Annotated in this window: 24 protein-coding genes, 1 tRNA gene and 1 riboswitch; of the genes, 20 read left to right on the forward strand and 5 right to left on the reverse strand. The window is 69.8% G+C overall.

Translation table 11 applies throughout. From position 1 onward, the window contains the following. Position 1: 1 nt before the first annotated feature. From ACLBYD_RS09705 to ACLBYD_RS09735, 7 genes are all read left to right on the forward strand, one after another. The gene (locus ACLBYD_RS09705; RefSeq protein ID WP_447816245.1) at positions 2-898 is read left to right on the forward strand and encodes a segregation and condensation protein A; all 897 of its coding nucleotides are present in this window, start codon (positions 2-4) and stop codon (positions 896-898) included. Next, positions 895-1,674 carry an SMC-Scp complex subunit ScpB gene (gene scpB / locus ACLBYD_RS09710; protein ID WP_447816246.1) on the forward strand — a complete coding sequence of 260 codons (780 nt, stop codon included), beginning with the start codon at positions 895-897 and terminating at the stop codon, positions 1,672-1,674. Before ACLBYD_RS09705 ends, scpB begins: the two co-directional genes overlap by 4 nt. A gap of 10 nt (positions 1,675-1,684) precedes the next feature. Continuing rightward, a complete protein-coding gene (locus ACLBYD_RS09715) occupies positions 1,685-2,878 on the forward strand; it encodes a pseudouridine synthase (RefSeq protein WP_447816247.1) in 1,194 nt (397 codons plus the stop codon). Between the two features lie 32 nt (positions 2,879-2,910). Continuing rightward, positions 2,911-3,573 (forward strand): (d)CMP kinase, encoded by a 663-nt coding sequence (cmk, locus tag ACLBYD_RS09720; RefSeq protein ID WP_120284343.1) that lies wholly within the window; start codon positions 2,911-2,913, stop codon positions 3,571-3,573. Further along, positions 3,570-5,000, forward strand: coding sequence for a ribosome biogenesis GTPase Der (gene der, locus ACLBYD_RS09725; protein ID WP_019289613.1), 1,431 nt, complete (start codon positions 3,570-3,572; stop codon positions 4,998-5,000). The genes cmk and der overlap by 4 nt, the downstream gene beginning before the upstream one ends. Positions 5,001-5,097: 97 nt before the next feature. Then, positions 5,098-5,171 (forward strand) — tRNA-Pro (locus ACLBYD_RS09730). A gap of 201 nt (positions 5,172-5,372) precedes the next feature. Further along, complete coding sequence (locus ACLBYD_RS09735) at positions 5,373-5,573, forward strand: hypothetical protein (protein WP_447816248.1); 201 nt, start codon at positions 5,373-5,375, stop codon at positions 5,571-5,573. A gap of 40 nt (positions 5,574-5,613) precedes the next feature. Here ACLBYD_RS09735 and ACLBYD_RS09740 read toward each other — a convergent pair whose 3' ends face one another. Next, positions 5,614-6,603 (reverse strand): AraC family transcriptional regulator, encoded by a 990-nt coding sequence (locus ACLBYD_RS09740; protein WP_447816249.1) that lies wholly within the window; start codon positions 6,601-6,603, stop codon positions 5,614-5,616. 153 nt (positions 6,604-6,756) lie between these two features. On the opposite strand from ACLBYD_RS09740, the gene ACLBYD_RS09745 reads away from it, so the two are divergent. Continuing rightward, entirely contained in the window at positions 6,757-7,401 is a 645-nt protein-coding gene (locus ACLBYD_RS09745; RefSeq protein WP_447816250.1) for an NAD(P)-dependent oxidoreductase, read from the forward strand. 122 nt (positions 7,402-7,523) lie between these two features. Beyond that, positions 7,524-7,940: a VOC family protein gene (locus ACLBYD_RS09750; protein WP_006552737.1), complete on the forward strand. Its 417-nt coding sequence runs from the start codon at positions 7,524-7,526 to the stop codon at positions 7,938-7,940. 21 nt (positions 7,941-7,961) lie between these two features. Here ACLBYD_RS09750 and ACLBYD_RS09755 read toward each other — a convergent pair whose 3' ends face one another. Both ACLBYD_RS09755 and ACLBYD_RS09760 read right to left on the reverse strand, forming a co-directional pair. Then, positions 7,962-8,357, reverse strand: a complete 396-nt coding sequence (locus ACLBYD_RS09755; protein ID WP_024101105.1) for an MmcQ/YjbR family DNA-binding protein — start codon at positions 8,355-8,357, stop codon at positions 7,962-7,964. 40 nt (positions 8,358-8,397) lie between these two features. After that, complete coding sequence (locus tag ACLBYD_RS09760) at positions 8,398-9,426, reverse strand: phosphotransferase family protein (RefSeq protein WP_447816251.1); 1,029 nt, start codon at positions 9,424-9,426, stop codon at positions 8,398-8,400. A 197-nt stretch (positions 9,427-9,623) separates the two neighbouring features. Here ACLBYD_RS09760 and ACLBYD_RS09765 point away from each other — a divergent pair, with 197 nt between their 5' ends. The 11 genes from ACLBYD_RS09765 to gcvP all read left to right on the forward strand — a co-directional run bounded on the left by ACLBYD_RS09765 (position 9,624) and on the right by gcvP (position 19,462). Next, entirely contained in the window at positions 9,624-10,241 is a 618-nt protein-coding gene (locus tag ACLBYD_RS09765) for an NUDIX hydrolase (RefSeq protein ID WP_447816253.1), read from the forward strand. 111 nt (positions 10,242-10,352) lie between these two features. Beyond that, entirely contained in the window at positions 10,353-10,955 is a 603-nt protein-coding gene (locus ACLBYD_RS09770) for a CDP-alcohol phosphatidyltransferase family protein (RefSeq protein ID WP_447816254.1), read from the forward strand. 4 nt (positions 10,956-10,959) lie between these two features. Next, positions 10,960-11,823 (forward strand): DUF881 domain-containing protein, encoded by an 864-nt coding sequence (locus tag ACLBYD_RS09775; protein ID WP_447816256.1) that lies wholly within the window; start codon positions 10,960-10,962, stop codon positions 11,821-11,823. Next, positions 11,820-12,179 carry a small basic family protein gene (locus ACLBYD_RS09780; protein ID WP_006552743.1) on the forward strand — a complete coding sequence of 120 codons (360 nt, stop codon included), beginning with the start codon at positions 11,820-11,822 and terminating at the stop codon, positions 12,177-12,179. Before ACLBYD_RS09775 ends, ACLBYD_RS09780 begins: the two co-directional genes overlap by 4 nt. A 2-nt stretch (positions 12,180-12,181) precedes the next feature. Further along, a complete protein-coding gene (locus ACLBYD_RS09785) occupies positions 12,182-12,943 on the forward strand; it encodes a DUF881 domain-containing protein (RefSeq protein WP_447816257.1) in 762 nt (253 codons plus the stop codon). 42 nt (positions 12,944-12,985) lie between these two features. Next, positions 12,986-13,390 (forward strand): glycine cleavage system protein GcvH, encoded by a 405-nt coding sequence (gcvH, locus tag ACLBYD_RS09790; protein ID WP_447816259.1) that lies wholly within the window; start codon positions 12,986-12,988, stop codon positions 13,388-13,390. A 155-nt stretch (positions 13,391-13,545) separates the two neighbouring features. After that, the gene (gene garA, locus ACLBYD_RS09795; protein ID WP_006552746.1) at positions 13,546-14,007 is read left to right on the forward strand and encodes a glycogen accumulation regulator GarA; all 462 of its coding nucleotides are present in this window, start codon (positions 13,546-13,548) and stop codon (positions 14,005-14,007) included. Next, positions 14,007-14,744, forward strand: a complete 738-nt coding sequence (gene ftsR, locus ACLBYD_RS09800) for a transcriptional regulator FtsR (protein ID WP_060653017.1) — start codon at positions 14,007-14,009, stop codon at positions 14,742-14,744. The genes garA and ftsR overlap by 1 nt, the downstream gene beginning before the upstream one ends. Positions 14,745-14,892: 148 nt before the next feature. Next, positions 14,893-15,366: a bifunctional nuclease family protein gene (locus tag ACLBYD_RS09805; protein WP_059384135.1), complete on the forward strand. Its 474-nt coding sequence runs from the start codon at positions 14,893-14,895 to the stop codon at positions 15,364-15,366. 241 nt (positions 15,367-15,607) lie between these two features. After that, complete coding sequence (locus tag ACLBYD_RS09810; RefSeq protein ID WP_006552749.1) at positions 15,608-16,234, forward strand: MerR family transcriptional regulator; 627 nt, start codon at positions 15,608-15,610, stop codon at positions 16,232-16,234. A gap of 117 nt (positions 16,235-16,351) precedes the next feature. Next, positions 16,352-16,447, forward strand: a riboswitch (glycine riboswitch). Positions 16,448-16,609: 162 nt separating this feature from the next. Continuing rightward, on the forward strand, positions 16,610-19,462 hold the full coding sequence (gcvP, locus tag ACLBYD_RS09815; protein WP_447816261.1) for an aminomethyl-transferring glycine dehydrogenase: 2,853 nt from the start codon (positions 16,610-16,612) through the stop codon (positions 19,460-19,462). Between the two features lie 134 nt (positions 19,463-19,596). Here gcvP and ACLBYD_RS09820 read toward each other — a convergent pair whose 3' ends face one another. Next, positions 19,597-20,754 carry a metallophosphoesterase gene (locus tag ACLBYD_RS09820; RefSeq protein ID WP_447816262.1) on the reverse strand — a complete coding sequence of 386 codons (1,158 nt, stop codon included), beginning with the start codon at positions 20,752-20,754 and terminating at the stop codon, positions 19,597-19,599. Positions 20,755-20,756: 2 nt separating this feature from the next. Next, positions 20,757-22,490: a substrate-binding domain-containing protein gene (locus ACLBYD_RS09825; RefSeq protein ID WP_447816263.1), complete on the reverse strand. Its 1,734-nt coding sequence runs from the start codon at positions 22,488-22,490 to the stop codon at positions 20,757-20,759. Positions 22,491-22,556 lie beyond the last annotated feature (66 nt).

Raw genomic sequence — 22,556 nt, forward strand, 5'->3', positions numbered from 1 at the left:
CGTGCACGCTCCCGTCCAGGACTCTGCGGACACCGGCACGGCACCCGATGTGGAGGTCGACGCGGTGGTCCTCGAGGAACCCACCGAACCGGACCGGCCGGAGGTCGAGGAGATCACCTCGGGCTTCCATGTGCGCCTGCGCAACTTCGAGGGCCCGTTCGACCTGCTGCTCACCCTCATCTCGCAGCGTCGCCTCGACGTCACCGAGGTGGCTCTCCACGAGGTCACCGACGACTTCATCGCCTACACCCGCAAACTCGGTCCCGAACTCGGCCTCGATCAGACCACCGAGTTCCTGGTCGTCGCCGCGACCCTGCTCGACCTCAAAGCCGCCCGGCTGCTGCCCGCCGGCGAGGTCGACGACCCCGAGGACCTCGCCCTGCTCGAGGCCCGCGACCTGCTGTTCGCGCGTCTGCTGCAGTACCGGGCCTACAAGCAGATCGCCGAACAGTTCGCCGCCCTCGAGGCCGCCGCCCTGCGCCGCTATCCGCGCGCGGTGTCGCTCGAGGAGTGCTACGAGAATCTCGTACCGGAGGTCGTGCTCGGTGTCGACGCGCACCGCTTCGCCGAGATCGCGGCCGCGGCATTCCGGCCGAAACCACCACCGACCGTCGGCCTCGACCACCTGCACACCCCGAAGGTGTCGGTTCCCGAACAGGCCGCCCACATCCTCGGTCTGCTGCGCGCCCGCGGCGCCGGCGTCTGGGTCGGATTCGACGAACTCGTCGCCGACTGCGATCTCGGACTGCTCGTCGTCGCCCGGTTCCTCGCGCTGCTCGAGCTCTACCGCGAACGTGCCGTCACCTTCGAACAACCCGACCCGCTCGGACATCTGCAGGTCGCGTGGACGGGGGAGACCGACGGGGAGGCCATCGATTTCGAGGAGGACTACGGGTGAGCGACGACACCGTCGCGCGGGAGCACGCGGACGACGCTGCGCCCGAGAGTGACGCTGCGCCGGGGAGCACGGACGACACCGCGCGGGAACGTGACGAAGACACTGCTGCGCCGGAACGCGCGTGGGACGGTGAACTTCTCGAGATCGCCGCCGGCGAACTCACTGCGGCACTCGAGGCACTGTTGCTCGTCGTCGACACCCCCGCGCCGACCGAGCAGCTCGCGACCGCCATCGGGGTCACCGCCGACCGCGCCGAGGCCGCGCTGCGGCGTCTCGCACAGGACCTCACCGCGCGCGGATCCGGCATCGACCTGCGGTTCGCCGGCGACGGCTGGCGCTTCTACACGCGCCGCGATTTCGCGCCCTACGTCGAGAAGCTGCTGCAGGGTGGCGCGCGCACCAAGCTCACCCGCGCCGCACTCGAGACGCTCGCCGTGATCGCCTACCGGCAACCGGTCACGCGCAGCCGTGTCCGTGCCGTGCGTGGCGTCAACGTCGACGGGGTGATGCGCACCCTGCTCGCGCGGGATCTGATCGCCGAGGCGGGCACGGATCCGGAGACCGGCGGCACGCTCTACGTCACCACGGAGCTGTTCCTCGAACGCCTCGGCCTGGCATCTCTGCAGGATCTGCCGCCCGTTGCGCCGCTTCTGCCCGATGTCGATGTGATCGACGACATCGCCGACAGTCTCGAGTCGGACCCACGATTTGAGAGAATGGGTAGGAACGCGCGTCCCGAGACTCTCTCGCCCGCGGAGTTCGATCCAGAGAACTGACAGGAACCAAGTGAATACACCCGCTCGCCGTGATGGCACACCGGACCGTAGAAGAAACAATCCCCGTAGCGCGAACACGCGCAACTCCGGGGGATCCCGCTCGGGACGCGCGGAAGCACCGCGTTCCGGAGGACGCACCGAAGCTCCCCGCTCGGGGCGCGCAGGGGCTCCCCGTTCGGGGGAGCGCACCGACTCACCCCGCTCCGATCGCCGGGCCACTCCCGGCCAGTCGGCCGCAGGCCGCAATCCCGCCCAGTCGGCCGGAGGCCGCAATCCCGCCCAGTCGGCCGGAGGCCGCAATCCGGCACAGCCGGCCGCCGGTCGCAAACCGCACCGCAAGGGCACCTCGACCGGTAAGCCCTCCAAGCCTGCCGCCAAGCGCGCCGCGCAGCGCGTCGTTCCGACCGTGAGCAACGCCCGCCCCGCGCGTCACCAGCACCGCGAAGCCGGCCCCGCCCAGCTGCCTGCCGGTGAAGGCGTGCGGCTGCAGAAGGTGCTCGCCCAGGCCGGCGTCGCCTCGCGCCGCGCCGCCGAGGAACTCATCGCCGCGGGTCGCGTCGAGGTCGACGGCAACATCGTCGTCGAGCAGGGCCTGCGCGTGGACCCGGAGAACGCCGTGATCCGGGTCGACGGCGTCCGCGTCGTCATCAACAAGGATCTCGTGCACCTCGTGCTGAACAAGCCCCGCGGCTGGCAGTCCACGATGTCCGACGATCTCGGCCGTCCGTGCGTCGGCGACATCGTCTCCGAACGCGTCGCCGCCGGGCAGCGCCTGTTCCACGTCGGTCGTCTCGACGCCGACACCGAAGGGCTGCTGCTGCTCACCAACGACGGCGAACTGGCCCACCGGCTGATGCACCCGTCCTTCGAGGTGCCCAAGACCTACCTGGCGACCGTCAAGGGTGTGCTCGCCCGCGGTGTCGGCAAGCAGCTCAAGGCAGGCATCGAACTCGAGGACGGACCCGCCTCCGTCGACGAGTTCTCGCTGCTCGAGGTCCACGAGGGCCAGTCGCTCGTGCGGCTCGTGCTGCACGAGGGGCGCAAGCACATCGTGCGACGTCTGCTCGATGCGGTCGGGTTCCCCGTGATCCGGCTCGTGCGCACCAACATCGGTCCCGTGGCGCTCGGCGACCAGCGTCCCGGCACCCTCCGTGTCCTCGGTCGCAACGAGGTCGGGGGCCTGTACCAGGCGGTGAAGCTGTGACCGGCGCTCCGGGCGACGCGTTGGTCGTCGCGATGGACGGGCCGTCCGGCACGGGCAAGTCCACCGTCTCCAAGCGTCTCGCGCAGCATCTCGGTGCCGCCTATCTCGACACCGGCGCGATGTACCGGATCGCGACGCTGCACGCCCTGCGGCGCGGCACCGATCTGACCGATCCGGCCGCGATCGCCGCGGTCACCGCCGGCCTGCCGTGGTCGATCGGCACCGACCCCACCGTCGAGGACATCCGCCTCGACGGGGACGACGTGCGCGAGATCATCCGCGGCGCCGAGGTCACGGCCGCGGTCTCCGCGGTCTCCGCCGTGCCCGAGGTGCGCACCCTGCTCGTCGAGGCCCAGCAGCGGCTCGGCCGCGCCGAGCACCGCGTCGTGATCGAAGGACGCGACATCGGCACCGTCGTCTTCCCCGACGCGGACGTGAAGATCTTCCTCACCGCTTCCGCGGAGGCCCGCGCGCACCGGCGCAACAACCAGAACATCGCCGAGGGTCGCGGCGACGACTACGAGGCGGTCCTCGCCGCGGTGCAGCGCCGCGACCACCTCGACTCCACCCGCGCGGTGTCCCCGCTGCGCGCGGCGGACGACGCGGTCGTCGTGGACACCAGCGACATGAACATCGACGAGGTGATCGCCGCGCTGCTCGCGGTGGTCGCCGAGCAGACTGGAGCGAAGCTGTGAGCGACGACCTGAGCACCGACTACACCGGGTTCGACGGCGACGGCACGTGGTCGGAAGAAGGCGACTGGGACATCGAGTTCGCCGAGGGCGGCGATCTCGAGGAGTTCGTCCCGGTCCCGACCGTCGCCGTGGTCGGCCGACCGAACGTCGGCAAGTCCACCCTGGTCAACCGCATCATCGGCCGACGTGAAGCCGTCGTCGAGGACGTCCCGGGCGTCACCCGCGACCGCGTCTCGTACGAGGCGTCGTGGAACGGCCGCCGGTTCATGGTGCAGGACACCGGCGGATGGGAACCAGACGCGAAGGGCATGCAGCAGTCCGTGGCCCGCCAGGCGGAGGTCGCGATGCGCACCGCCGACGCGATCCTCGTCGTCGTCGACGCCACCGTGGGCGCCACCAGCGTCGACGAGGCCGTCGCGAAGGTGCTGCGCCGGTCCAAGACTCCGGTGCTGCTCGTGGCGAACAAGGTAGACGACGACCGTGTCGAATCCGAAGCCGCGACACTGTGGTCCCTCGGACTCGGCCAGCCCTATTCGGTGTCGGCCACCCACGGCCGCGGCACCGGCGATCTGCTCGACGAGCTGCTCGCCAAGCTGCCGGCCACCCCCCGCGAGGGCACCGGTGGGGAAGGGCCTCGCCGCGTCGCGCTGGTGGGCAAGCCGAACGTCGGCAAGTCGAGCCTGCTCAACAAGCTCGCCGGCGACGAACGGTCGGTGGTGCACGACATCGCCGGCACCACCGTCGACCCGGTGGACTCGATCGTCGAGCTCGGCGGCAAGCCGTGGCGGTTCGTCGACACCGCCGGTCTGCGCAAGCGCGTCAACAGTGCGTCCGGCGCCGAGTTCTACGCCTCCCTGCGCACGCGGGGTGCGATCGACGCGGCCGAGGTGGCGGTGTTGCTCATCGACGCCTCGCAGCCCATCACCGAGCAGGACCAGCGGGTCATCACGATGGTCGTCGAGTCCGGGCGCGCCCTGGTGATCGCCTTCAACAAGTGGGATCTCGTCGACGAGGATCGCCGCTACGAACTCGGCCGCGAGATCGACCGCGACCTGTTGCGGGTGCCGTGGGCGTCGCGGGTGAACATCTCCGCCAAGACCGGTCGCGCCGTGCAGAAGCTCGTCCCGGCCATGGAGACCGCCCTCGAGTCGTGGGACAAGCGCATCTCGACCGGACGCCTGAACTCGTGGCTCAAGGAGGTCGTGGCCGCGACTCCGCCGCCGATGCGCGGCGGTCGCCTGCCCCGGGTGCTGTTCGCCACCCAGGCGGCCACGCGGCCGCCGACCTTCGTGCTGTTCACCACGGGCTTCCTCGAGGCCGGCTACCGCCGCTTCCTCGAGCGTCGCCTGCGGGAGGAGTTCAACTTCGACGGCAGTCCCGTGCGGATCTCGGTGCGCGTGCGGGAGAAGCGCGACCGCCGCAAGTGAGCTCCCGACGCCCGGTCGTGAAAACGCGCTGACCAGCCGATTAGTGTTTCGGTCCGTTCCTGTTGTAATCTCTGAGAGCGCTCGGAGAGAGCGCGGACGGGCTGTGGCGCAGCTTGGTAGCGCACTTGACTGGGGGTCAAGTGGTCGCAGGTTCAAATCCTGTCAGCCCGACAGTGAAAACCCCTTTCGACTTCGGTCGGAAGGGGTTTTCTCGTGTGCGGGGACATGTCGGGTGCTGGTTCCCGTCCGTAGAGGCGCCCACCCCGTCCGTGACGGCGATGACGGAATCGGATCTGGTTCGCCTTCGTCGGATCCTCTAGGTTCGTCCGCGTGTCGGATGGTCCGGCACGTCGTCGAAGGGGGATGAACAGGATGACAAAGCTGGTGAAGACCGCGTTCGTGGCGGCTGCGGCAACAGGACTGGTGCTCGGCGGATCTTCCACCGCCGCAGCGGACGCCGGTTCCGCCGGATACTTCGGCAATCCGCACTGCCTGCTTCGGTCGCTTCTGACCTACGGGACGATCAGTGCGGGCGATGCCGCATTCTTCCTGCCGGGGTGCGCACCCTTCTGAACCCTGAACCCGGCACCACCGACACGACACCCCGGACACCTCACCGGGGTGTCGTCGCATTCGGAACGGTTCGGCGCACCGACCCCGGCGTCATCCCCGTCACCCTCTTGAACGCCCGCGCGAACGCCGCCTCCGATTCGTAACCGGATCGCGCCGCCAGTTCCGCCACCGAGGCGCCCTCACGCAGTGCCGTCAGCGCGGACTCCATCCGCCACCGCGTCACGTACTGCATCGCGGGTTCACCCACGAGATCCGTGAAGTGCGCCGCGAACGCCGACCGGGACATCGCGGCCTCCCGCGCCAGCGACGCTACCGTCCAGGGATGCTCCGGAGCGCGGTGCACCGCCGCCAGCGCGCGACCGATGTGCGGGTCGCGCAGCGCGAGAAGCCAACCGCTGCGATCCACCGCCCCGGAATCCATCCATTCCCGGATCGCGAGGATCACCAGCACATCCGCCAGTCGCGTCAGAACCGCCTCACCGCCGGGTCGCATCCGCGCGGCCTCCTCGGCCATCAGATCGAGCAGGAACCGCACAGCGCCCCCGCGGGAGGCACCGGCGGTGCCGGTACGCAACACCGGCGGCAGCGACCGCATCAGACGGCGGGCCGTCGGATGCCCGAACTCCACGACCCCGCACACCAACACGGTGCGGTCACCGCCACCCCCGTACCGCAGCACCGAGCAGTGCTCGCCGATCATCTCCTGCGGCAGCAGATCCACCCGCCCCGCATGCAGCGGCGCCGGTTCGCTGCGGATCACATGCCCGGCCCCGTGCGGCACCACCGCGAGATCACCGGGCGCGAGGCGCATCGGATTCTCGTCGGCGGGCGGCACGTCGAGCACCGCCTCGCCGGAGACCACCACGTGGAAACTCGCGCAGTCCTCGAAGGCCGGCATCTCCAGCGCCCACGGAGCACTCATCTCCGACCGGCAGTAGAACACGCCGCGCATGCGCAGCAGATGGAGAACCTCCGCGAGCGGCTCTCCAGGCGTCCACGGATAGGTCGTTCCGCGATCCTGGTCGGTCACGCTCCCACGATCGCGCCCACCCGCCCGTACGTCCAGAGGGGCGGGACGAACGGGCAGGAAACCGGGACGGACGGGCATGGAACGTCCACCACGGGGTTCATAGCGTGGACTCGTCAACGAAATCCGCTGCACCACACAGATTGTGAGGACACCATGAAGGTCCTGGTCATCGGGGCGACCGGAGGTTCGGGACGCGCCGCGGTCTCCGCCCTGCTCGAACGCGGACACGACGTCACCGCACTCGTCCGCAACCCCGCCACCGCCGAGTCGTTCGGCGATCGCGTCACGGTCGTGACCGGCGACGCCGTCCGCGACTTCGACGTCGAACGCGCCGTGCACGGGCAGGAGGCCGTCGTGGTCACGCTCGGCATCCACGAGAACCCGGTTCGGGTACGCCTGCGCGGGCCCGCCCGCACACCCCTCGACGTGCGCTCCCGCGGCACCCGCACCGTCGTCGACGCCATGCGACGCCACGGCGCGCGGCGCCTGATCGTCCAGACGTCCTACGGCACGGGCCCGACCCGCGACCGGCTGCCCGCTCGCTACCGCCTGATGTTCCGGGCGCTGCTCGGCCCGCAGATCACCGACACCGAACGTCAGGACGCCCTCGTGCGCTCCACCGACCTCGAGTGGACCATCGTGCAGCCGGTGAACCTCACCGACGGTGACGACGACGAGGCAACGGTTTCCGACGGCGACGTCTCGTCGTGGGCGGTCCCGCGACGTGCGGTCGGGCGCGTGCTGGCCGACCTGATCGACCGACCCGAGTACGCCGGCGCCACAGTGGCGGTCTCCTGACACGGATCGCGCCGAACGCTCCCGGATCCGGTGCGCACCGTCCACGATGAGAAATGCGTCGGCGGACGGTCACTCTCCGTGCGGCACCATCCGTGCCCTGCGGCACCCGCGAAAGGACCACGATGACCACACGATTCAATCCCTATCTCGCATTCCGCGATTCCGCGCGAGAGGCCATGGAGTTCTACAGGTCGGTGTTCGGCGGCGAACTGACGGTGAGCAGATTCGCGGACATGAACGCCTCGCAGGATCCGAGCGAGGACGACAAGGTGATGCACTCGATGCTCACCACCGACCGCGGCTTCGTGCTCATGGCCTCGGACACCCCGAACGGCATGGACTACACGCCCGGCACGAACTTCTCGCTGTCGCTCAGCGGGGACGACGAGAGCGTGCTCCGGGGTTGGTGGGACGCGCTGAGCGAGAGCGGTCGCGTCGACATGCCGCTCGAACGTGCCCCCTGGGGCGACCTGTTCGGCATGTGCACCGACCGCTTCGGCGTGTCGTGGATGGTCAGCATCGGCGACCAGCAGGGCTGAACCCGCGCCGCTCGGCGCCCGTCAGCCGAGGCGGGCGTCGAGCTCGCGCACCAGTTTCGGTGGCGCGGTCTGCCGATAGGACATGTCGAGCAGTTCGGCGACCTCGTCCCAGTCCACCTCCGGACGGGCGAGGTCGTACCCGACCCACCCGGACGGCCCGAAGTACATCGGCACATAGGTGTGGGGTTCCTCGAGCAGCGCGCGGCGCTCCTCCTCGTCGGGCTTGACGATGAGGGAGCGGGGAAACGGTGCGCGGGTGCCCTTCTCGCCGCCTCCGTAGACCGCGAAGGCCGTCCGGGTGGAGAAGAACGGACGGCCGTGCGAGATCTTCTCGGAAGCGCCGGGCAGGGCCAGCGCGAGCGAGCGCACACGAGCGAGCAGGGGATCCGCCTCGTCGAACATCACCGGATGCGGCATGAGCGGAGCGTACCGACCGACTACGACAACGGTCGCGCGATCAACTCTTCCGATTCTTCAGCGCAGCGATACCGGCGTGCAACAGCGGCTCGACACCGCGGCCGAGTTCCTCGAACCCGTCGCCGACCGTCTTGCCCTGACGGAACCGGAAGTAGATGCCCTCGAGGATCACCGCGAGCTTGTAGTAGGCCAGGGCGAGGTGGAACGCCATGTCCGACAGGTCGCGTCCACCGGCGGCCTCGTACCGGGCAAGCAGTTCGTCGTCGCCGAGGAAGCCCGGAGCGCGGGACACCGTCGACACGGGGAACTCCGTGTTCTCCCGCGCCAGCCGCTGGTACACCAGCAGCAACGCCACATCGGTGAGGGGATCGCCGAGCGTGGCCATCTCCCAGTCCAGCACCGCGACAACCTTGTCGTCGTCGTCGACGAGAACGTTGTCGAGCCGGTAGTCGCCGTGCACGATGCCCACCTCGCCGTCGCCCGGCAGATTGTCGACGAGCAGCCGGTGCAGCTCGTCGGCGTCGTCGAGGTCCCGGCTGTGCGAGTTCTCGAGCTGGGTGGTCCAGCGCCGCACCTGCCGCTCGAGGAAGCCCTGGGGGCGGCCGAAGTCCTCGAGTCCCACGGCGGCCGGGTCCACCGCGTGCAGGGCGGCCAGGGTGTCGACCATCCGCTCGGAGATCACGCGTGTGCGCTCGGCGCCGAGCGGTTCGAGTTCCTCCGCGGTGCGATAGGGCGTCCCCACGACCAGATCCATGAGATAGAAGGGCGCGCCGAGCACCGAATCCTCCTCGCACAGCAGATACGAGCGGGGGACCGGTACCGCGGTGCCGGCGAGCGCGGAGATGACGCGGTACTCGCGAGCCATGTCGTGTGCGGTCGCGAGGACGTGTCCGAGTGGGGGACGGCGCAACACCAGCCGCCGGTCGCCGTCGGTCACCTCGTAGGTGAGATTCGAGCGCCCGCCGCTGATCAGGCGCGCGCGGAGGGGACCGGAGAACAGGTCGGGGGCGGAGGTCTGCAGATAGGCATCGAGCGCATCGAGGTCGAGGCCGGCGGGCACGTCGTTCATCGAGCTCCTTTCCGTCGGCTCCCACTATGACCGCGGGTGGGGATCCGTGTCCGGAGAACTCCCACCCCACGCAGATAATCCGGACGGCACGGAAACCATAAATATACAGAATTCCCCTCCTCAGGACCGACGCCACCGACACCGGCCAGGACATGCGCCTACCCGCCGGTGCAGTCGTGACGAACTACTGTCGACCCATGCCCGCTGCTCATCCTCTCGACCGAGACAACGTCCGCGACGCGCTGGACGCGTTCGATTCGCGCCGACTGCCGCTCGACGGCCGCCGGCACGCAGCCGTCGTCGTGGCGGTGCTCGACGACGGGAACGGCAACCCCGTCATGCCCCTCACACGGCGACCGACACGTCTGCGGGCACATCCCGGCCAGTTCGCGTTGCCGGGCGGACGTCTGGACGAGGGGGAGCAGCCCGAGGAGGCCGCCCTGCGCGAGCTGCACGAGGAACTCGGACTCGACCTCGGCCCCGAGGCCGTCCTCGGCCGGCTCGACGACTACATCACCCGCTCCGGTTACGTCATGTCGCCGTTCGTCGTGTGGTCGGACACCGCCGTGAGCGATCTGAAGCCCAGCCCCGACGAGGTCGACGTGCTCTTCGCCGTCACCACCGACGAACTCGACGTCGACCCGCGCTTCGTCACCATCCCCGAATCCGACAAGCCGGTGATCCAGTGGCCCTTCCGCGGTCACCTCGTGCACGCACCGACCGCCGCGGTGGTCTACCAGTTCCGTGAGGTCGTGCTGCGCCGGCGGGCCACCCGCATCGACGGTCTCGAGCAGCCGGTCTTCGCCTGGCGCTGACACCCCGGAATCTCCGGTCGCGCGGCTGTGGAAGGCTGGACTCCGCGCCCGAACGGAACTCCGGCGGGGCATCACGAGAACGACCTCACGAGAACACGGAGCGGCCCCACCATGACCGATGCGACCGGAACCGCCGACGCGCGCGGATCGGACCGCATCCTCACCGTGCCGAACGTCCTCAGCTTCGTCCGGCTGCTGGGTGTACCCGTCTTCCTCTATCTCGTCCTCGTCGCCCACGCCGACGTCTGGGCGCTGATCCTGCTGGCCGCGAGCAGCATCACCGACTGGGCCGACGGCAAACTCGCCAGGCTGCTCGACCAGACCTCCCGCCTCGGAGCCCTTCTCGATCCCGCCGTCGACCGCCTCTACATCGTGGCCACCCTCGTCGCCCTCGTGGCGCGCGACATCGTGCCCTGGTGGATCGCGGTGATCCTCGTCGGCCGCGAACTCGTCCTGGCTCCGACCCTGGCCGTCTACCGGCGCCGGGAACTGTCCCCGCCGGACGTGCTCTACCTCGGCAAGGGCGCCACCTTCCTGCTCATGTGCGCGCTGCCGCTGATGCTCGGGGCCGTCGCCGTGCCCGCCTCGGAGCCGATCACCGGCCCGCTCGGCTGGGCCGCCCTGATCTGGGGGACCGTACTGTACGTGTGGACCGGCCTGCTGTACCTCGGGCAGGCCGTCGTGACGGCACGGATCGTGCCGGCCGGGCGGTGATCCGATGAGCCGCGCGTGGGAACGCATCCGGCGCAATCCGGTGCCCTCGCTCCTGAAGTCGCTCCTCGAGGATCATCTCGACCCCGGCTACGCCGCGTCCGCCGCGGACCGGGCTGCGGGGCGCTCGAGCACCTCTCCGCGCGCGTCGCGTGCGTGGCTCGGCGCCGGAGTTCTCCTCGCCGGCCTCGTGATCGGCATCGCGTACGCGCAGAACGCCGACGTGCAGGCCGGCACCGACAGCACCCGCGCCGAGATCCTCGACTCCCTCCGGGCAGGGGACGAACGCATCGCCGCGCTCACTGCACAGCGGGACGAACTCGGTGCCGCGGTCGACGAACGACGCACCGCCCTGTTCTCCGACGGAGGCGACGGCGCGACCATCCTCGACCGACTCCGCGACGCCGAGACCGCAGCCGCGGCAACACCGGTGCGCGGTCCGGGGATTACGGTCACCCTCACCGAACCCGCCGCGCGACCGAACCTGTCGGATGCGGCGCGACTCGAGGACCGACCCACCGCGCTCGTCCTCGACCGCGACCTGCAGTCGGTCGTCAACGCGCTGTGGGCGGCCGGTGCGGAGGCCGTCGAGGTCGGGGGCGTGCGGGTGGGTCCCGGGGTGACCATCCGGCAGGCCGGGGGAGCGATGCTCGTCGACAACCGGCCCGTATTCTCCCCGTACACGGTCTCGGCGGTGGGATCTCCCTCCCGGCTGCAGACGTCCTTCGTCGTCAGCGACGCCTACCTGCGCATCGCGGGGATACAGCAGCTCTACGGGGTGGGATTCACCCTCGCGGAGGAGGACGATCTCGAGTTTCCGGCCGCCACGGTCCGGAAACTCGGCAGCAGTGGAGAAACGGGGTACAGGTGAAGCGACTCGAACACGGTCACGCGCTCTACGCGGTGCTCGCACTGGCGATCGGGATCGGCGCCGGAATCGTGTTCAGCCCACAGGTACCCGATGTCGTGCAGCCCTACCTGCCCATCGCGGTGGTCGCCGCGCTCGACACGGTCTTCGGCGGTCTGCGCGCCTATCTCGACGACATCTTCGACGCGAAGGTGTTCGTGGTGTCGTTCGTCTTCAACGTCCTCGTCGCCGCACTGATCGTGTGGCTCGGCGACCAGCTCGGCGTGGGCACCCAGTTGTCGACTGCGGTCATCGTCGTCCTCGGCATCCGCATCTTCGGAAACGCTGCCGCCCTACGTCGTCGCCTGTTCGGGGCCTGACCGTGACCGAACCGCAACAACCCGGCCCCGCACCCGACACCGGCACAACGCCCGAAACCGGCACTGCGCGCGCCACCCGATCGCAACGCGTCTTCCTCGTCCTCGCGGCAATTCTCGTCGTCCTGCTCGGCGCCGGCATCGCCACCCAGGTGCGCACGACCGACACCGGCGACGACCTCGACTCGGCGCGCCCTGCGGACCTGCTCGTGCTGCTCGACAACCTCAATCGCCGCGAAGCCGCTCTCCGCCAGGAGATCACCGAACTCGAGCGCACCCTCTCGAGTCTCGAACAGGAAGGCTCGGAAGCGGCACTCGAGGAAGCCCGCACGCGCCTGTACACGCTGTCGGTGCAACTCGGCACCGAACCCGCCACCGGGCCCGGAGTGGTTCTCACCGTCGACGATCCGCGCGAGGGCGTCGGATCGGAGGTGCTGCTCGACATGATCCAGGAGCTGCGCGCGGCGGGTGCCGACACGATGCAGATCGCCGGGGCGAACGGCGAGACCGTGCGCATCGGGGTCGATTCGTGGGTCACCGGACCGGGCGGCGACATCGTCGTCGACGACCGCCGACTCGATGCTCCGTACACCGTCACCGCCATCGGCGACGGACCGACTCTCGCCGCCGCGTTGAACATTCCCGGCGGAGTGGTCGACACGGTCGCCCGTGCGGGCGGATCATTGTCCGTGGAACAGTCTCCGCAGGTGGAGGTGTCCGCCTTGCGGGAGATCGAGCCACGCCAATACTCTCAGCCCGGTAACTGAATCCGACGTTCCGGTCGAACGTCGTCTCCGAAAGGACCAGTCTTGACCGATTTCGCGACACCCGAGGATCTGCGGTACACCCCCGAGCACGAGTGGGTGCGCAGGACGGGCGCGACGACTGTGCGCATCGGGATCACCGACTACGCACAGTCCCAACTCGGCGACGTGGTCTTCGTGCAGCTGCCCGAGGCGGGCGCCGAGATCGCCGCCGGCGAGTCCTTCGGAGAGGTCGAGTCCACCAAGAGCGTGTCGGACGTGTTCGCGCCGCTGACCGCGAAGGTGACCGCCGTCAACACGGAACTCGACGCGAATCCCGAACTGGTGAACAGCAGCCCGTACGAGGACGGCTGGCTCGTCGACGTGGAGATCGGCAGCGAGAGCGACCTCGCCGAGGCGCTCGCGGAGACGCTCGACGCGGAAGGTTACCGCGGGATCACGGAAGGCTGACGGACCCGACAGGTAACGTGACCGCGACTGTCTGCGTCAGTACCCCCGAGCGGGGTACGGTCGGATATGGCGTGTGCCGTGTCGGACCTGAACGGGGCGAACGAATCAGCGACCGTCCGGGATCACCCGGGTGGTCGAACGGATAAGGAGAAACGGTGAGCGAGAACGGCAACGCGGGCTACGAGGAGACTCCTGCAGAGACCACTTCGGTATTTCGCGCCGACTTCCTGAACGAAGTGGAGGGCGCGGGTTCGGCCACCACCGAAGCGCCCGTCTCGGGTGTCGAGGGCCTGCCCGCCGGATCGGCGCTGCTGGTGGTCAAGCGGGGGCCCAATGCAGGATCGCGCTTCCTGCTCGACCAGCCCACCACCTCGGCGGGTCGGCATCCCGACAGCGACATCTTCCTCGACGACGTGACCGTCAGCCGTCGGCACGCCGAGTTCCGCCAGGACGAGGGCGAATTCCAGGTCGTCGACGTGGGAAGCCTCAACGGCACCTACGTCAACCGCGAGCCGGTCGACTCCGCCGTTCTCGCGAACGGCGACGAGGTGCAGATCGGCAAGTTCCGGCTGGTGTTCCTGACCGGTCCGCGAGGTAACCAGGGCGCAGGTAGCTGATGACCGCGGCCCGCCAGCCGGCGCCGGCCGGAATGTCGATCGGGTCGGTGCTCGACCGCCTGCGTCCGGAATTCCCGGACGTGACGATCTCGAAGATCCGATTCCTCGAGGCAGAGGGACTGATCAGCCCGGAACGCACACCCTCGGGCTACCGCCGCTTCTCGATCGCCGACTGCGAGCGTCTGCGGTACGTGCTCACCGCGCAGCGCGATCAGTACCTTCCGCTCAAGGTGATCAAGGAGCAGCTCGAGGCGATCGACCGCGGCGCCGCCACGGTGGGATCGGTCGAGACCCGGATCACCCGGCCGCGTCCGCTGGCGGTGGCCCGCGGCGAGGTCTCGCCGGAGGATCTGCGCACCGACCGCGAGATCCGGGTGAGCCGCGAGGATCTGTGCACCCGTGCCGGGATCGACGCGGCCTTCCTCACCGAGCTGGTGGGGGCGGGCCTGGTCAAGCCGGGCCCGGCCGGTTTCTTCGACGAGGACGCGGTGCTGCTCGCCCGCACGGCGAAGGCGATGGCGGAGTTCGGCCTCGAGGTTCGGCACCTGCGGGCGTTCAAGCTCGCCGCCGACCGCGAGGCCGCGCTCGTCGCGCAGATCGCCGGTCCGATCGCGAAGGGCCGCGACGCCGGGGCACGGCAGCGCGCCGAGGAGATGGTGCGCGAACTGGCCGCACTGTCGTTGACATTGCACACCTGCCTGGTGAAAGCGGCGGTGCAAGGGGCCCTCGACCGTTAGGCGACGAATTCGTCGCCGAGTGCGACCACGGCCCTACGTCGGGTGGTGACCTACGGCACCTGACGGATGCGCTGGAGGACACTAGAATTCCAGGCAGTACCTGTCGGGTGGTCCCACCACCGACGAGCAGCAGGACGGAGGCATCGCGATGAGCGAGATGCGGATAGTAGGGATTCGTATCGAACAGCCGCAGAACCAGCCTGTCCTCCTGCTGCGGGAGGTCGACGGCGATCGGTATCTGCCGATCTGGATCGGGCAGAACGAAGCGACCGCCATCGCCCTCGAACAGCAGGGGGTCGAACCGGCGCGGCCGCTGACCCACGACCTGATCAAGAACCTCCTCGAGGCGTTCGGTCACAACCTCCGCGAGGTGCGCATCGTCGACCTGCGCGAAGGGACGTTCTACGCGGATCTGGTCTTCGACGGAGGGATGCGCGTGTCCTGCCGGCCCTCCGACGGGGTCGCGGTGGCCTTGCGCATCGGCGCGCCGGTCCACGTCGAGGAACCGGTGCTCACCGAGGCAGGACTGGTCATGCCCGACGAACGGGAGGACGAGGTCGAGAAGTTCAAGGAGTTCCTCGACTCCGTCTCGCCCGACGATTTCAAGGCGACGGACGGCTGAGCGCCGTCCGTCCGCACGGCGACGAGCGTTGGCGCGCGCGTCGGCCGTGACGGTAGTAATGTCGAACGTTGCCTTCCGGTCGGCGTGTTGCAGCCCGACGCCCAACACCGGAGCGTACGCTGAGTTGATCCGCCAGGGATGACTCGGTGAGCCTGGGAGCGCTCGATGATCGGATGTGGTCGGGGGGATCCGCCAATCGATCGTTGCGAGGCAGAACTGGGCGCGCGAGAGGGAGTCAGTAGTGCGAGATCGGACGAAGGGACAGCCACTCGGCGTCGATTCCGGCGATCGCTCGAATCCGGCGCCGCGGACGAACGAGACCGACGAGATCCAACCGGGCCTGTTTCCGGACAACTCGGCGCCCGACGAGCTCGTCGGCTACCGCGTGCCCATCGCCTGCCAGATCGCGGGAATCAGCTACCGCCAGCTCGACTACTGGGCCCGCACGAATCTGGTCGTACCGTCCATCCGCGGAGCCGCCGGCTCCGGTAGCCAACGGCTGTACTCGTTCAAGGACATCCTCGTCCTGAAGATCGTCAAGCGCCTGCTCGACACCGGCGTCTCGCTGCAGAACATCCGCGTCGCCGTCGACCATCTCCGCAGCCGCGGGGTGGGCGACCTCGCGAAGATCACCCTGTTCTCCGACGGCACCACCGTCTACGAGTGCACGTCACCCGAAGAGGTCGTCGACCTGCTGCAGGGCGGACAGGGTGTCTTCGGGATCGCGGTGAGCGGCGCGATGCGCGAGCTCACCGGCAGCATCGCCGATTTCCCCGCCGAACGCGCCGACGGCGGTGGCGTCGAGGAACGCCCCGAGGACGAACTGGCGTCGCGTCGCCGCGAACGCATCAACCGCCGCATCGGCTGACCCCACCACTGATGTCGCATCGGCCGACCACATGACCGCTCCACTCCACCGCCTGCGGCACTTTCCGCACCTGCGGTATTTCGACCCCCGCGACGTGAACTAGACTCGAAGACGCGTCGCCATCACGCGGGAGAGACCCGGACACCGAGCCGGGCGCCGAAGGAGCAGCACCTCCCCGTCAATCTCTCAGGCAACCGGGACCGCGTGAGCTCCGACGTCTCTGGAAAGCGGCGGGAGCACCCGCCCGCCCACGGGGAAAGGCTCTGGCCGGCCGAATCTCTCAGGCGCTCGCTCCGCGAGCTCACGACAGAGGGGGAGGAACCACCTCGCGCGACCGCGCGCATGTGGACCTCGCCGACCAGCCCGGGAGCTGCGATGACAGATGCCGTCACCTCGAACTTCGCCGATCGCCACATCGGCCCCGACACCGCCGGCCTGAACCGGATCCTCGACGTCGTCGGAGTCGATTCCCTCGACGCCCTCGCCACCGCCGCGGTGCCGGCCGCCATCCTCGACGACCGTGCAGACAACGTGCCGACCGGCCTCGACGTCCTCGACGCGCCCCGCTCCGAGCACGACGTACTCGCCGAGTTGAAGGCACTCGCGTCGCAGAACACCGTGGCGACGTCGATGATCGGTCACGGCTACTACGACACGCTCACGCCGCCCGTGCTGCTGCGCAACATCATCGAGAACCCCGCCTGGTACACGGCCTACACCCCCTACCAGCCGGAGATCAGCCAGGGACGCCTCGAGGCGCTGCTGAACTTCCAGACCATGGTCGCCGACCTGACCGGCATGGAGATCGCGAACTCGTCGATGCTCGACGAGGCCACCGCCGCCGCCGAGGCGATGACCCTGCTGCGCCGCGCGAACCGTAAGTCCAAGAGCCCGCGCCTGGTCGTCGACGTCGACCTGTTCGCGCAGACCGCCGCGGTGCTGGCGACCCGCGCCGAACCGCTCGGCATCGAGATCGTCACGGTCGACCTCGCTGCCGACGGGCTGCCCGAGGGCGAGTTCTTCGGCGTGATCGTCCAGGTGCCCGGCGCTTCGGGACGCATCATCGACGCCGCTCCGATCATCGCGGCCGCCCACGACCGCGGCGCGCTCGTCGCCGTCGGTGCCGATCTGCTGGCCATGACCTTGATCACCCCGCCCGGGGAGCAGGGCGCCGACGCGTGCTTCGGCACCACCCAGCGGTTCGGTGTGCCGATGGGCTTCGGTGGGCCACACGCCGGCTACCTCGCCGTCGGTAGCGCCCACACCCGCACCCTGCCCGGACGCCTCGTCGGTGTCTCGGTGGACGCGGACGGCAGCCCGGCCTACCGCCTCGCGCTGCAGACCCGTGAGCAGCACATCCGCCGTGAGAAGGCCACCAGCAACATCTGCACCGCCCAGGTGCTCCTCGCCGTGCTCGCGGCCATGTACGCCTCGTACCACGGCGCCGAAGGCCTCACCGGCATCGCCCGCCGCGTCGCCGGGCACGCCCGCCGCCTCGCCGACGGTCTGCGCGCCGGTGGCGTCGAGGTTGTCCACGACGAGTTCTTCGACACCGTCCTCGTGCGCGTCCCGGGGCGCGCCGACGCCGTGCTCGCCGCCGCCCTCGAGGCGGGCATCAACCTGTACCGGGTCGACGACGATCACGTGTCGATCTCGTGCGACGAGGCCACCACCGCGGCGCACGTCGACGCGGTCCTGCGCGCCTTCGGCGTCACCGCCGGGGACGCAGCCGAGGGAACGGCGCTGCCGCAGGCCCTTGCCCGCACCAGCGAGTTCCTGCAGCACGAGGCGTTCACCCGCTACCGCACCGAGACCGCGATGATGCGTTACCTGCGGCGCCTGTCCGACAAGGACCTCGCCCTCGACCGGACGATGATCCCGCTGGGCTCGTGCACGATGAAGCTCAACGCCGCCGCCGAGATGGAGGCCATCACCTGGCCCGAGTTCGCGGGTCTGCATCCCTTCGCTCCGGCGGACCAGACGGCCGGCATCCGCCGTCTCATCGCCGATCTGGAGGACTGGCTCGCCGCGGTGACGGGGTACGACGCCGTGAGCCTGCAGCCCAACGCCGGCAGCCAGGGAGAGTACGCAGGGCTCCTCGCGATCCGTCACTACCACCTCGACCGTGGCGACACCGACCGGGACATCTGCCTGATCCCGTCGAGCGCGCACGGCACCAATGCCGCATCCGCCGTGATGGCGGGCATGCGTGTCGAGGTCGTCGCGTGCCGCCCGAACGGGGATGTCGATCTCGACGACCTGCGCGCCAAGATCGCCGACCACGGTGCGCGACTGGCCGCGATCATGATCACCTATCCGTCCACGCACGGTGTGTACGAGCACGACATCGCCGACATCTGCGGTGCCGTGCACGACGCCGGCGGTCAGGTGTACATCGACGGTGCCAACCTCAACGCTCTCGTGGGTCTGGCGCGGCCGGGCAAGTTCGGGGGCGATGTCAGCCACCTGAACCTGCACAAGACGTTCTGCATCCCGCACGGTGGCGGCGGTCCGGGCGTCGGACCGATCGGTGTCCGTTCGCATCTGGCCCCGTACCTGCCGGGCCATCCGGCGGAGCCGGGACTCGGGGGAGCGGGACCGGTCTCGGCGGCGCCCTACGGATCGGCGTCGATCCTGCCGATCACCTGGGCGTACATCAAGATGATGGGTGCCGAGGGGCTGCGTCGCGCGTCGCTGACGGCGATCGCGTCGGCCAACTACATCGCGCGTCGTCTCGACGAGTACTTCCCGGTGCTGTACACGGGGGAGACCGGCATGGTCGCCCACGAATGCATCCTCGATCTGCGTCCGCTGACGAAGGCGACGGGGGTGACGGTCGACGACGTCGCGAAGCGTCTGGCCGACTACGGCTTCCACGCGCCGACGATGAGCTTCCCGGTGGCCGGCACTCTCATGATCGAGCCCACCGAGAGCGAGGACATCGCCGAACTCGACGCGTTCATCGACGCGATGATCTCGATCCGCGGTGAGATCGACCGGGTCGGGGCAGGGGAGTGGCCGGTGGACGACAATCCGCTGCGCGGCGCTCCGCACACCGCGGAATGCCTGGTGGGCGAGTGGGACCACCCGTACTCGCGGGAGATCGCGGTGTTCCCGATGGGTAAGAGCAGGGCCAAGGTGTGGCCGGCGGTGCGGCGTATCGACGGCGCACACGGCGACCGGAACCTGGTGTGCTCGTGCCCGCCCTTGGAGGCGTACAGCGGCTGATGCCGGGGATGGCCGACGGACACGTCCGTCGGCCATCTTCATCGGTGGAATAACTCCGAGCGATACGGAAACCTTAAAAGTCCAGAATCACTCCCCAACAACAACCAAACACACCAGCCAAGAGGATAAAGCCGTCAGTTCGCGGCGGTCAGCTCGAGGACGGAAATCTCCGGTGGGGTGCCGACCCGCACGGGCGGTCCCCACGCGCCGGTGCCCTGGGACGTGTAGATCTGCGTGTCGCCGAAGCGGTCGAGTCCGGTGACGGTGGGGTTGGCGAGGGAGACGAACGGCCGCAGCGGCCACATCTGTCCGCCGTGGGTGTGCCCGGACAGCTGCAGGTCGACTCCGAGTTCGTGGGCCTCGTCGACGTGCCGGGGCTGGTGGGCGGCGAGGATCACCGGGGTACCGTCCGCGATGCCGTCGAGCGCGGCGGGCATGTCGGGGTGGTGGGGTTCGGTCGCGGTGTAATCGTGGACGCCGGCGAGCGCGACGACATCGCCGTCGCGCTCGAGGACGACGTGCTCGTTGCGCAGGGCGCGTACACCGAGCGTCTCCCAATGGTCGAGCCATGATTCGGCGTCGTCGGAGTAGTACTCGTGGTTGCCGCTGACGCCGTACACCCCGAGCGGGGCCTGCAGCTGCCGGAGCGGTTCGAGGTCGGAGCCGACGAGTTCCACGGTGCCGTCGGCGAGGTCGCCGCCGAGCACGATCAGGTCGGGTTGCTGTTCGGCGACGAGGTCGACGACGCGTTGCACGAAGTCGGCGCCGCGGGCGGGTCCGACGTGCAGGTCGGTGACGAGCGCGATGCGGGCGCCGTCGAAGCCGGCAGGCAGGTCCTGCAACGCGACGGGCACGGTGACGATCCGTGGCCGATCGGCTTCGACCGTGCCGTATCCGACCGCGGCGACCGCGGCGACGACGAGCACGGCGGTCGCGATGCGCAGACCCCGTCGCGGGGTCTCGGCGGTGCCGTCGTCGGTGGTCGGCCGGGGGCGCCCGCGCCGGGCGAGGCGGGCGGCGAGCAGCCCGACTCCGACGAGCAGGAGCCCGAGCATCAGGTACAGCACCACCGCCATCCAGCTCCAGCCGAGGAACCCGATGGGGCGGGCCCAGGCGGGGTCGAGCGCCGTGCCCACCCCGGAGGCGACGAGCGTGAGCACGAACATTGCCGCCAGGACGAGGTCGGCGGCGAGGGCGGCAGGACGCGGCAGGCCGGGTGCCCGGACGAGTCGTCGATGCAGCAGGTAGGTGAGGAGGGCGAGGAAGACCCCCATGACGAGAAGTCGGAGCACGGTCAGGACGTCAGCTTTCGGAGGAGGTCGGTGAGGTCGGCCGGGTCGGTGGGGTCGACGACGGTGAGGTTGCCGTCGGTGGCCTCGGCGGCCTGCTCGAGGACGGGGTCGGTGCGGTCGCCGAGGACGACGACGTCGATCCGCACGGGGGTGTCGGGGGACGAGAGTTCGTCGATCGCCGCGCGCAGGTCGCGGGCGGCCGCCTCGTCGGGGTCGTCGCTGTCGACGACGACGAGAACGGAGTTGGGTCGGCCGGGGTCGTAGTTGTCGACGGCGTCGCGGTAGGCGGCGGTGAGGGTGGCGTAGACGGGTTCGCGGTCGACGAGGTCGATGTCGTCGAGGATCGAGGACATCGCCGCGCGCTTGGCGTCGGTGAGGCCGTCGCGGATGACGGCGACACGGTGCCCGCTGGGGGTGTCGGCGAAGACGTACATGCCCATCACCGAGTTGATGGAGGCGCGGCGCATGGCCTCGCGCAGGGCACCCGCGGTGGCGGTGAGGCGGGTGCCGTCGCCGGCGGGGGTGCCCATGGAGGTGGAGGTGTCGACGACCATCGTGACCTTGCGCGGGGACACCGGGGCGAGACGCAGTGCGACGAGGACGTCGTCGACGGTGGGGTCGGCGGGGGCGAGGACGGTGTCGACGCGGGGCAGCGGCAGTTCCCCGGCGGGTTCGGGGACGGTGTCGCCGGTACGGAAGCCGTGTGCGGTGAGGACGCCGGCCTGTTCGGGGCGACGCGCGTAGTCGGTGAACTCCGCGGCGGCGCGGGCGAGGGTCTCGTCGACCCAGGGGGCGTCGACGACGGCGGTGGGGAAGTCGACGACGGGTGCGACGCCGATCGGCAGGTGGCCGGTGAGGCCGCGGACCTGCCCGTCGGTGAGGGCACGGTGCAGTTGCTGTTCGACGACCGGCACGGCGTGGATCGGGGCCTCGGTGTCGGGGTGGGCGCCGAGCGCCGCGAGGGTGTCGGCGGTGGTGCCGACCGCGCCGAGGGTGTCGGCGCCGAGCGCGAGGGTGCTCACGGCGGTGATGGCGGCGGGGGTGGCGGCCTGTTCGAGGGTGACCGGTCCGGCGCCGATGCCGGTGGTGGCGGCGGTGACGGCTTCGAGGGCGAGGGTGGTGGCGTGGGTCTCGGTGCCGGTGGGCAGGGCGAGGCCGAGGGTGCCCCAGATGTCGAGTCCGCTCTCGCGCATGGCGGCGGGGTCGTTCTGGAGTCGGGGCAGGTCCTGCCAGCGGAGGGTGGCGGTGGTGAGGGCGCGGCCGAGGTCGGTGGGGACGGCGAGCACGACCGGGGAGGTGGCGAGGGAGCGGGGGGTGCCGTCGACGGCGTCGGTGGCGCGGGCGCTCATGCGGGTGTCGAGGGGCACCCACAGGGCGGGCTCGGGGCCGAGCGCCGGATCCCAGGTGCCGGTGGTGAGGGTGTCGGCGGCGGCGAGGCTGTCGACGGCGGTGATCTCGGCGGTGACGCAGTGGTCGCGGATGACGCGGACGCCGCCGTCGGTCCACTGTTCGGCGAGTTCGGTGAGGGCGGGGGCGATGAGGGGGTCGGCGGCGATGTGCAGGACGGTGTCGCCTTCGACGCAGGTTTCGGCGGCGGCGGTGGCCTGGTCGTCGATGTTGTCGCGGAGGCGGAACCAGCCGAGGACGGCGAGCAGGGCGAGTACTACGCCTACGGCGACCACGATGACGCTCGTGCTGATTCCTCGTCGTCCGCTGCCGCGATGTCGCCCGCCCACGTCGTGTCCGCCTCGTTTCGTTCGTCGATCCGATGGTCGAGTCTAGTGAGAGGCGGGATGTGACCT

This window comes from Rhodococcus sp. C26F, assembly GCF_053345925.1.